The 671-nt window shown below is 62.3% G+C and carries 1 protein-coding gene; it reads right to left on the reverse strand.

Annotated features, from left to right (window positions below; all coding sequences use genetic code 11):
* Nucleotides 1-671: hypothetical protein (locus tag AB3M96_RS20905; RefSeq protein WP_412969549.1), on the reverse strand; the 671-nt coding region annotated here is incomplete at both ends.

The raw sequence follows: 671 nt of genomic DNA on the forward strand, positions 1-671 counted from the left end.
TCCTGTTGGCCCTGTTGGTCCTGTTGCTCCCGTCGGTCCTGTTGGTCCTGTTGCTCCTGTTGGCCCCGTTGGTCCCGTCGGTCCTGTTGCTCCCGTCGGTCCTGTTGCTCCCGTCGGTCCTGTTGCTCCTGTTGGTCCTGTTGCTCCTGTTGCTCCTGTTGGTCCCGTTGATCCCGTTGGTCCTGTTGCTCCCGTTGGTCCCGTTGGTCCCGTTGGTCCCGTTGGTCCCGTTGGTCCTGTTGGTCCTGTTGGTCCTGTTGCTCCTGTCGGTCCTGTTGCTCCTGTTGGTCCCGTTGGTCCGGTCGGTCCTGTTGCTCCTGTCGGTCCTGTTGCTCCTGTTGCTCCTGTTGGTCCCGTTGGTCCCGTTGGTCCTGTTGGTCCTGTTGCTCCCGTTGGTCCCGTTGGTCCCGTTGGTCCGGTCGGTCCTGTCGGTCCTGTTGCTCCTGTTGCTCCTGTCGGTCCTGTTGCTCCTGTTGGTCCCGTTGGTCCCGTTGGTCCTGTTGGTCCTGTTGGTCCTGTCGGTCCTGTTGCTCCTGTTGGTCCCGTTGGTCCTGTCGGTCCTGTCGGCCCGGTTGGTCCTGTTGCTCCTGTTGCTCCTGTCGGTCCTGTTGCTCCTGTTGGTCCCGTTGGTCCTGTCGGTCCTGTCGGCCCGGTTGGTCCTGTTGCTCCTG

Origin of the sequence: Ferdinandcohnia jepli, from assembly GCF_047246645.1 — a bacterium.
Taxonomy (GTDB): Bacteria; Bacillota; Bacilli; order Bacillales; family Bacillaceae_L; genus Ferdinandcohnia.